Consider the following 9192-nt stretch of genomic DNA (forward strand, 5'->3'; position numbering starts at 1 on the left):
GTCGCCGGGCCGTACTGGGTGAGTTGTTCCAGGAGCTGAACGCGCAGCGGATGGGCGAGGCCGGGCAGCGACGCCGCATCGAGCGTGCGCCGGGCGATCTCAGCCATCGCTCACTCCGGTGCCTCCGCGACGTCCGGTCGTCACGTCAGCCGTTGGTGCGCTCGACGAGGCGGGCGGCACGGGTGGTGAGCAGCATCGCCCGGCGGCGCAGCCTGGTGGCCTTGCGTTCGCGGCGGGCGGCGGCCCGGCGTCGGTCCTCCTCGCGCCGGGCGAGGAGATCGCGGTGCCGCTCCGCCGGGATGGCGGGGTGGAAGATCGGGTTCATGCGATCACTGTACGACTGCAAAGAGTCCTTTGCAAGCGATATTTTGCAATGGATGCTTTGCAGCGATTGCTTTGCGGCTGCTAGACCCGCAGGCCCAGGGCGCGGGCGATGATCAGCCGCTGCACCTCGCTGGTCCCCTCGCCGATCTCGAGGATCTTGGCGTCGCGGTAATGCCGGGAGACGACGGTCTCGTCCATGAACCCGTAGCCGCCGAAGATCTGCGTCGCCGCCCGCGTGGCGTCGATCGCCGCCTCGGTGGCGAAGAGCTTGGCCATCGCCGCCTCCTCTTTGAACGGCTTGCCGTGGTCACACAGCCACGCGGCGTGGTAGGTGAGCCGCCGCGCCGCCGCCAGGGCGGTCTGCATGTCCGAGCACTTGAACGCCACCGCCTGGTTGGACCCGATCGGGCGGCCGAACGTGTGGCGCTCGTTGGCGTAGGCGACGGAGTCGTCGAGACAGCGCTGGATCACGCCCACGGCCAGGGCGGCGATGGCGATGCGGCCCTCGTCGAGGATCTCGAGGAACTGGGCGAACCCGCGCCCCTGCTCCCCCAGCAGGTTGCCGGCCGGCACGCGACACTCCACGAACGTCAGCCCGTGCGTGTCGGAGGCGTGCCAGCCCATCTTGCGGTAGGGCGGCTGCACCTCGAACCCGGCCGTACCCGCGGGAACGATGATGGCCGAGATCTCCCCGGGACCGGTGAGGGCGGTGACGGTCACCAGGGAGGTGATCGGCGTGCCCGAGTTGGTGATGAAGGCCTTCTCGCCGTCGATCACCCATTCGTCAGCCGCCTCGTCGAGCCGGGCCCGGGTCCGGGTTCCTCCGGCATCGCTGCCGGCGTCGGGCTCGGTGAGCCCGAACGCGCCGAGCGCCCGCCCGGCGCAGAGGTCGGGCAACCATCGCTGCTGCTGCTCAGCGGTCCCGAACTTGAAGATCGGATTCGCACCCAGACCCACTCCCGCCTCGAGCGTGATCGCCATCGATTGATCGACTCTGGCCAACTCCTCGATGGCGATGCACACACCGGTGAAGTCGCCCCCACCTCCTCCCACCGATTCGGGGAACGGGATGCCGAACAGCCCGAGGTCGCCCATCTTGCGCACGACATCGACGGGGAACTCGTGCGTGCGGTCCCACTCCTCCGCAGACGGCTCGATCTCGGCGGTCGCGAACTCGCGCACCAGGGAGCGCAGCGCTTCGTGTTCGTCACTCAGTTCGGGGTGGACCGACGGCATAGAGCCGCGACCGTAGCGTCGTGGCCCTCGGACTTCGTTCGCCGGACGACACCGCCCGGCGAACGGCCCGATGGGTTCAGGGACCGGTCGAGGCCGGTTCGGTGGAGGACGACGCGTCCGTCGAGGGCGGCTCGGTCGACACCGGGGCCGTGGTGCTCGACGGCGGCGGCGAACTGCTCGTCGTCGTGGACGTCGTGGACGTCGTGCTCGTCGTGGAGGTCGACGTCGTCGGGCTCTCGGGTGCCACGGTCGTCGTGGTGGTTGCGACGACCGTGGTGGTCGTCGCAGGCGCCGTGGTCGTCGGCGCGTCCGCCTCGACCGCCGACGACGCAGTGGCCATCCGGGCGCTAGCCGGGGCGACAGGCCGGACCGCTGCGGCAGGACTCGGTGCGCCCCAGCCGACGGCGTTGCGGGCCATCACGCGGAAGTGGTACGTGACGCCCGGGGTGAGCCCGTTGAGCACCAGCGTGCGCGTGGTCGGGCTGAACAGGGTGCCGCCCGTCGCCCAGGTCCGTCCGCCGTCGGCAGATCGCTGGTAGGCGTAGCCGGTGATCGTCGAACCGCCATTGGAGATGGGCGTGGTCCAGTCCAAGCGGACCTGGCCGGTCGAAAGGGCCGTCGCCCGGAACGTCGGCGGCGCCGACGGAGCCATGGCCCGCACCCTGACGGCCACTGCGGCCGACAGCGGTCCCCAACCGGCGGAGTTTCGTGCGCGCAGCCGATAGTGGTACGTCGCACCCGGCTTGAGGCCGCTGAGCACGATCGAACGGGTCGACGCGCTGAACGTCGAACCCGCCGTCGACCACGTCCGCCCGCCATCGGCCGACCGTTGGTAGTTGTAGCCGGTGATCGCCGCGCCGCCGCTGGACGCCGGCGCCGCCCACGTGAGACGCACCTGTCCGGCCGCAGGGGAACTGGCCGCGAGCGACTGGGGTGCCGACGGAGCGCTGATCGCCGGTGCGCTCGGCCGGGCGTAGATCGCGACGACGATCGTACGCGGGCCCTGTCCGGCGAAGTTGGAGGTCGACGCCGAGCCGAAGCCCACCTGGGTGAACGTGGACGACAACATGTTGGCCCGGTGCCCGCTGCTGTTCATCCAGGCCCCGACCACCGCCGCCGGCGACGGGTCGTTCGAGGACATGTAGAGGTTCTCGCCCCACGCGTTCCAGCCGTAACCGACCTGGGTGAGCACCGTCCCCGGACTGCTCCCGTTGGGGCGCCGATGGGCGAAGTAGCCGTTGGCCACCATCTCCTGAGCCCGGATCTGCGCTGCCCGGTTGAGCGCCGTCGTGAGCGTCAGACCGGCCACCCCGGCCGAGGCCCGGTAGCTGTTGGTGACGTCGCGAAGCGACGCCGACGGCGGCAGCTCGGGCGCCAGGGCGAACTCCGGCGCGGGGGCGGTCTCGGGCGACGCGGCCGCGGCCGCGGCGAGCGGACTGGCCAGCGCGCCGGCGAGCGCCACCACAGCCGCCAGCGAGCGGCGGGCCGCGGCCCGACGCAATATTACGAACATATGACGGACCCTACTCGGGGTCACATCGTCTTGCCACCCGAACGCCATTCCGCCGATTGGGCCCGCGGGCTGCGGCTCCGTTGGCCCCGGCGACGAGACGGGCCGACGTCGGCGACGGGCTCCCACTTGAAGGTCCTGCTGGCGAGCACGATGCCGCCGATGCCCCACGCGGCGACCACGGCCAGCCGTCCCCACTGGAACGCCGGGGCGTCGACCGACGGGTTCAACGCCGCCTGCATCGACGTCACGAACGGGCGCAACGGGAACACGTCCGCGACGAGCGACATCCACCGCGGGCGCTCCTCGATGGCCACGAACACGTCGGAGATGAACCCGAGCGGCAGGACGATGGCGTTGGCCACCGCGGGGGCGGCATCGGGATTGCGCACCAACCCGGCAACGGCCACTCCGAGCGCCGAGAACGCGGCGACGGCGATGACGAACGTCACCAGGGCGGCCGGGAGCTTGGCCGGGTCGATCTCGGTGCCGTACGCCACGACGCCGAGGAGCACCATCACCACGGCGGCGACGAAGGCGAGGACGATGCCCGAGCCGACGAACCCTCCGAGGTACACCCAGCGAGGCAGCGGCGAGCCCCGCCAGCGCTTCATGATCCCGTCCTGCCGGCGATACGGGATCATGTTCACGAGGTTGGTGAACGTGCCCGACACGACCGTGAGCGCCGTCAGCGAGGCCACGTAGAACTGAGTGAGCGGCCAGCTGCCATCGCCGGTGTCGATGTCGGCCGAGCCGAACAGGGCGTTGAAGAGCACGAGCATCATCAACGGCAGCACGACCGTGAAGAAGAGGGCGACCGGGATGCGCCGCAGAACCGTCAGCTGGGCTCGGACCTGCACGCCGAGCAGTCGGAGCGCCGACGGGAAGGCCGAGGGCGCCCTGAGGTTCAGCGCGTCAGCCATCGGATGCCTCGGCATCGACCAGGCGCAAGAACGTGTCCTCCAGTGACGGCGGGGCGACCGACAGCGCCGCGAGCTCCACCGCGCAGCCGACGGCCCATGATGTGAGGGCGTGCACGGTGACAGTCGGGGTATCGGTGGCGACTTCCACGCGGCCGTCGCCGGCGACCCTCGGGACGCATCCGTCGAGGCGGGGAAGATCACCGAGCCCGACCCCGGGCGGCAGCTCGAAGCGCACCATCGTCGAGCCCGAGGCGGCGACCAACTCGCCGGGCGTCCCCTCGGCGACCAGCTTCCCCCCGAGGATCACCCCGACCCGGCCGGCCAGCGCCTCGACCTCGTCGAGATAGTGAGAGGTGAGCAGGACCGTCGTGCCGTCGGCGCACAGCGAACGCACGAGATCCCACGCGCCGCGGCGGGCAGCAGGATCGAAGCCCGTGGTCGGCTCGTCGAGGAAGAGCAGGTCGGGGTAGCCAGCGATGCCGACGGCGAGATCGAGGCGACGCTGCTGGCCGCCCGACAGCGTCTCGACGCGCTGTCCGGCGGCTTCCTCGAGGCCCACCAGTTCGAGGCTGTCGGCGACGGGACGGGCCCGCCGATACGGGCTGCGGTAGAGGGAGAGCGTCTCGGCGACGGTGAGCTTGCCCTCGAACCGCGACGACTGGAGGACGATCCCGATGCGGTCGCGGAACTCCCTGGCGCTGGCGCCGGCGCGCCCGGAGGAGGCGCAGACGGCGGGGTCGACCCCGAGCACGGCGACGTCGCCGGCAGAACGTTCGCGGTGGCCTTCGAGAATCTCGATCGTCGTCGACTTGCCGGCGCCGTTGGGGCCGAGCAGGCCGTAGACCTCGCCCGGCTCGACGTGGAAGCTGAGGCCGTCGACGGCCCGCCGCGCGCCGTAGTCCTTGACGAGGTCGCGGACGACGATCGCCGCCGTCACGGGCGCGGCCCGATGATCTGTTGCAGCCCCTGGTTGCGCATATGGTCGGCGCTCGGCCCGAAGTAGCCGTGCAGCGCCGCAGCCAGTTGCCCGCGCTCGGCGTCGTCCACGGCGAGCTCGGCGACCGCCTCGTCGACCGCCCGGGTCATGTGGGTCAGCCAGTGGTCGCGCTCGCGCTCGCCGATGACGAACGGCATGTGGCGCATGCGCAGCCGCGGATGCCCGCGCTCGTCGGAGTAGGTGGTCGGGCCGCCCCAGTACTGCTGCAGGAACAACGCCAGGCGGTGGCGCGCACCGCGATAGTCGGGGTACTCGGGATAGAGCGGCGCCAGCACCTCGTCGGCGGCGACGCCGTCGTAGAAGATCTCGACGAGGCGCTCGAAGAACGCCCCACCGCCGACGCGTTCGTACAGCGTCCGCTGTTCGGGGTCCGTCACCCGAGCCACGGTATCGACGAGGGAGTCGACCCGGCGTCCGCCGTACGCTGCGGCCATGGCATCGAAATCAGAGAACGGTTGGCTGGACGCGGCGATCGTCGAGTACGTGGCCGCCCGCGCCGCGCAGCCCGACGGCGTGTTGCAGGACCTGCGCGACGAGACGGCGCAGGCCCTCGGTCGGGCTGCCGTGATGCAGGTGAGTGCCGACCAGGGCGCACTCCTCACGCTGTTGACCGGGTTGACGGGTGCCACCTTCGCCGTCGAGGTCGGCACGTTCACCGGCTACTCGTCGATCAGCATCGCACGCGGGCTCCGGCCCGAGGGGCGGCTGCTCTGCTGCGACGTGAGCGAGGAGTACACGGCGAGCGCCCGGGCGGCGTGGGACCGGGCGGGTCTCGCCGACCGCATCGAGCTGCGCATCGGACCCGCCGCCGACACGCTGCGGTCGCTGCCGGAGACCGAGCACATCGACGTCGCCTTCATCGACGCCGACAAACCGGGCTACGCCACGTACTGGGACGAACTGGTCCCCCGTGTCCGTCAGGGCGGGCTGCTGATGGTGGACAACACGCTGTGGTCGGGCTCCGTCGCCGACCCGTCGGTCGACGACGAGACCACCCAGACGATCCGCGCGTTCAACGACAAGGTCGCCGCCGACGAGCGCACGCTGAGCTACATCCTCCCGATCGCCGACGGCCTCACCGTCGCCCGCAAACTCTGAGGATCTATACGTCCAAGAATCGGCTGGCGGCGATGCCGGCGCCGATGGCCCCGGCGAGCATGCCGATGATCACCAGCCAGATCATCCGCGACAGGGCGAATCCGGAATCGACGTACATCGACACGAACGCGCTGTCGCTCGGGAAGTCCTTGAGGCCGGCGGTCCAGCGGTTGTTGATGATCGCCAGGCCACCGCACGCGACCAGGGACCCCAGGAGCCCCTGGATCAGTCCCTCGAGCATGAACGGGACGCGGATGAACCAGTCGGTGGCCCCGACGAGCTTCATCACCTCGATCTCGCGGCGCCGGGCGTACATCGCCGTGCGGATCGTGTTCCAGATCAAGAGGATGGCGGCGATCAGGAGCACGACGGAGAGGATGAGGGTGTACAGGCTGACGAAGCTCTCGAGCTTGGAGATGACGTTGAGCTGATCCTCGGCGAAGACGACGCGCGCCACGCTCGGCAAGGTCTGCCAGCTGGCCGACAGCGACCGGAGCTCGTCGATGTCGCTCGCATCGGTGGGGATCACCTGGTACTGCGTCCCGACGTTCGACTCGTTGATGAGCTGCCTGGTCTGGGGGTCCTCCTTGAAGAGGACGTCCGCCTGCTCCAGCGAGCAGGCGACATCACAGAAGGTGTAGCTCTCGATCACAGCCGGGACCTGCTCGTCGAGGGCAGCCTTGATCTCGGCCTGCTGGTCGGCGTCGGCATCGGGCCGGACGAACACGATGACCTCGACGTCCTCCTGCCACTGGACCAACAGGTTGTCGAAGCCGCGCTGGATGAACAGGGTGAGCCCGAAGATCAACAGGGCGACGGCGGCGGTGATGATGGCGGCGACGGTGAGCGTGACGTTGCGCCGGAAACTGGCCCACGTCTCGCGCAGGATGTAGCTGAGGCGGCCGACGATCATCGCGGAAGGCTCACTCGTGTCAACCGGGGGCTGCGCCCCCCGACCCCATCACCGTCCGGCTCGCTGGCGCTCGCTCGGCCGGACTCGCTCGCTGCGCTCACTCGTACACACCGCGGGCCTGGTCGCGGACGATCACGCCGCGATCGAGCTGGATGACGCGCTTGCGCATCGAGTTGACGATGCGCTGGTCGTGCGTGGCCATGAGCACCGTCGTGCCGATCTGGTTGATGCGGTCGAGGAGGCGCATGATGCCCTCCCCCGTGGCCGGGTCGAGGTTTCCCGTCGGCTCGTCGGCGAGGAGGATCAGCGGCCGGTTGACGAACGCCCGGGCCACCGAGACACGCTGCTGCTCACCACCCGACAGCTGGTGAGGGAAGCGCTCCTCCTTGCCAGCGAGGCCGACCAGATCGAGGACTGCGGGCACCTGCTGGCGGATGATGTGCTTGGGCTTGCCGATCACCTCTTGGGCGAAGGCCACGTTCTCGAACACCGTCTTGTTGAGGAGCAGCTTGTAGTCCTGGAAGACGTTGCCGATGTTGCGGCGCAGCTGGGGCACCCGGCTGGACGGCATGTCGACGATGTTGCGACCGGCCACGTACACCGCGCCCGCCTCGGGACGTTCCTGACGGTTGAGCAGGCGGAGCAGCGTGCTCTTGCCCGATCCCGACGGCCCGACCATGAAGACGAACTCACCCTTGGCCACGTCGAAGCTGGCGTCGTGGAGGGCCGCTTCCTCGCTGGTCCCGTAGATCTTGGTGACGTTTTCGAGTCGAATCATTTACGTTCCTGTTGCGAAAGCGGGGTCAGGCTAGCAGCATCAGGCCGTTTCGTTGGCGCGCCGCCAACGCAGATACGCCTCCATGAAGCCGTCGATGTCGCCGTCGAGGACCCCGCTGACGTTGCCCGACTCGTACTCCGTACGCAGGTCCTTCACCATCTGGTAGGGCTGCATCACGTAGCTGCGGATCTGGCTGCCCCAGCCGACCTGGGCCTGCTTGCCGGCGATGGCGTCGAGCTCGGCGGCGTGCTCCTCTTCGATCTTCGCCGCCACCATCGCCCGCAGCCGGTTCATCGCCTTCTCCCGGTTCTGCAGCTGGCTGCGCTCCTCCTGCGAGCTCGCCACCATGCCCGTGGGCTCGTGGATCAGGCGCACCGCCGACGAGGTCTTGTTGATGTGCTGACCACCGGCGCCCGAGGCACGGAACACCTCCATGCGGATGTCGGCGTCGACGAGCTCGACGTCGGGGGCGTCCATCACCGGCCACACCTGAACGGCCGCGAAGCTCGTCTGGCGCCGGCCTTGGTTGTCGAACGGGCTGATGCGGACCAGGCGATGGGTGCCGCGCTCGCTGGTCATCAAGCCGTAGGCGTAGCGGCCCGACAGCGTGAACTCGGCGGAGAGGATGCCGGCCTCGGTGCCCTCGGACACGCCGTTCACCTCGAACGACAGGCCGCGGCGCTCCGCCCATCGCTCGTACATCCGCAGGAGCATCTCGCTCCAGTCCTGAGCGTCGACCCCGCCGTCTTTGGCGTTGATCTGGACGATCGCATCGGCCTCGTCGTGCGGGCCGGTGAACAGGCTGCGCAGATCGAGCTGGTCGAGGCCCCGCGTCACCGTGGCGATGCCGGCCTCGATGTCGGGCTCCTGCGACTCGTCGTCCACCTCACGCGCCAGCTCGTGGAGCACCTCGACGTCGGACAGGGCCTCGGCCAGCCCGTCGTAGGTGGCCAGATCGTCGCGGACGTTGGCGTACTCGGCGTTGACCGCCTTGGCGGCCTCCTGGTCGTCCCAGAGGTCGGGCCGGCCCATCTCGGCCTCGAGCTCGACCAGCCGCGAGCGCGACTCGTCCACCTTGAGGTACCCGGCTGCCTCGCCGAGCCGTTTGGTGAGCTCGCGGATGTCGTCAGTGAAGTCACGCATAGGGCGTCACCAGGCTACGGACACGAGCGAGCGCCCCGGCACCCTCCCGGGCCGGGAGATGCGTTTACTGACCGTGGCAGAGCTTGAACTTCTTGCCCGAACCGCACGGGCACGGGGCATTGCGCGGGGTCTTGGCCCACTCGTCCTTGACGACAGTCTCCTGCTTGGGCTGCGCCGGTGCCTGCTGCGCTCCCCCACCGGCCGCCCGGCGGGCGGCCCGCCCGGCGGGAGCGGCCGGCGCCTCGGCCGGCGACGCGCCCGCGGCAGCCT

The 9192-nt window shown here is 69.8% G+C and carries 11 protein-coding genes; 1 reads left to right on the plus strand and 10 read right to left on the minus strand.

Translation table 11 applies throughout. The annotated features are described in order from the left end of the window. Window positions 1-145: 145 nt before the first annotated feature. From DN771_RS28725 to DN771_RS28750, 6 genes are all read right to left on the minus strand, one after another. Window positions 146-325, minus strand: coding sequence for a hypothetical protein (locus DN771_RS28725; protein WP_117001012.1), 180 nt, complete (start codon window positions 323-325; stop codon window positions 146-148). An 80-nt stretch (window positions 326-405) separates the two neighbouring features. Continuing rightward, on the minus strand, window positions 406-1560 hold the full coding sequence (locus tag DN771_RS28730; RefSeq protein WP_117001013.1) for an acyl-CoA dehydrogenase family protein: 1155 nt from the start codon (window positions 1558-1560) through the stop codon (window positions 406-408). 76 nt (window positions 1561-1636) lie between these two features. Next, complete coding sequence (locus DN771_RS28735; protein ID WP_193615426.1) at window positions 1637-3073, minus strand: fibronectin type III domain-containing protein; 1437 nt, start codon at window positions 3071-3073, stop codon at window positions 1637-1639. Between the two features lie 20 nt (window positions 3074-3093). Then, window positions 3094-3993, minus strand: coding sequence for an ABC transporter permease (locus tag DN771_RS28740; RefSeq protein ID WP_162942539.1), 900 nt, complete (start codon window positions 3991-3993; stop codon window positions 3094-3096). Beyond that, entirely contained in the window at window positions 3986-4930 is a 945-nt protein-coding gene (locus tag DN771_RS28745; RefSeq protein ID WP_117001016.1) for an ABC transporter ATP-binding protein, read from the minus strand. Before DN771_RS28745 ends, DN771_RS28740 begins: the two co-directional genes overlap by 8 nt. Further along, window positions 4927-5376: a globin domain-containing protein gene (locus DN771_RS28750; RefSeq protein ID WP_420810948.1), complete on the minus strand. Its 450-nt coding sequence runs from the start codon at window positions 5374-5376 to the stop codon at window positions 4927-4929. The genes DN771_RS28745 and DN771_RS28750 overlap by 4 nt, the downstream gene beginning before the upstream one ends. Before the next feature lie 46 nt (window positions 5377-5422). Here DN771_RS28750 and DN771_RS28755 point away from each other — a divergent pair, with 46 nt between their 5' ends. Then, window positions 5423-6088: an O-methyltransferase gene (locus DN771_RS28755; RefSeq protein ID WP_117001019.1), complete on the plus strand. Its 666-nt coding sequence runs from the start codon at window positions 5423-5425 to the stop codon at window positions 6086-6088. Window positions 6089-6092: 4 nt separating this feature from the next. Here DN771_RS28755 and DN771_RS28760 read toward each other — a convergent pair whose 3' ends face one another. From DN771_RS28760 to DN771_RS28775, 4 genes are all read right to left on the minus strand, one after another. Beyond that, a complete protein-coding gene (locus DN771_RS28760; RefSeq protein ID WP_117001021.1) occupies window positions 6093-7001 on the minus strand; it encodes a cell division protein FtsX in 909 nt (302 codons plus the stop codon). Between the two features lie 97 nt (window positions 7002-7098). Next, entirely contained in the window at window positions 7099-7779 is a 681-nt protein-coding gene (gene ftsE / locus DN771_RS28765; protein WP_117001022.1) for a cell division ATP-binding protein FtsE, read from the minus strand. A gap of 39 nt (window positions 7780-7818) precedes the next feature. After that, window positions 7819-8922 carry a peptide chain release factor 2 gene (gene prfB, locus DN771_RS28770; RefSeq protein WP_117001023.1) on the minus strand — a complete coding sequence of 368 codons (1104 nt, stop codon included), beginning with the start codon at window positions 8920-8922 and terminating at the stop codon, window positions 7819-7821. A 64-nt stretch (window positions 8923-8986) separates the two neighbouring features. Further along, window positions 8987-9192: SEC-C metal-binding domain-containing protein (locus tag DN771_RS28775; protein WP_193615427.1), on the minus strand; the 206-nt coding region annotated here is incomplete at its 5' end.

This window comes from Desertimonas flava, assembly GCF_003426815.1.
GTDB classification, from domain to species: Bacteria; Actinomycetota; Acidimicrobiia; order Acidimicrobiales; family Ilumatobacteraceae; genus Desertimonas; species Desertimonas flava.